General features: G+C 41.9%; 1 tRNA gene. It reads left to right on the top strand.

Annotated features, from left to right (window positions below):
* Window positions 1-153 precede the first annotated feature (153 nt).
* Window positions 154-227: transfer RNA gene (locus G9F74_RS29780), tRNA-Ile, on the top strand.

Here is a 227-nt window from a genome sequence, read left to right as displayed (position 1 = left end):
GGTGCGGCTGGATCACCTCCTTTCTATGGAGAATTGATGAACGCTGTTCATCAATATAAGTTTCCGTGTTTCGTTTTCGTTTAGTTTTGAGAGTTCAATTCAATATTGACTCTTAAATGAGGATATGATATAAATAAATCCTGCAATTTGTATGGGCCTATAGCTCAGCTGGTTAGAGCGCACGCCTGATAAGCGTGAGGTCGATGGTTCGAGTCCATTTAGGCCCA

It is taken from the genome of Bacillus sp. EKM202B (assembly GCF_011066025.1).
GTDB lineage: Bacteria > Bacillota > Bacilli > Bacillales > Bacillaceae_G > Bacillus_A > Bacillus_A toyonensis.
Note: the sequence above shows the minus strand (reverse complement) of the source record. Positions and strands in the feature narration are given on the sequence as shown.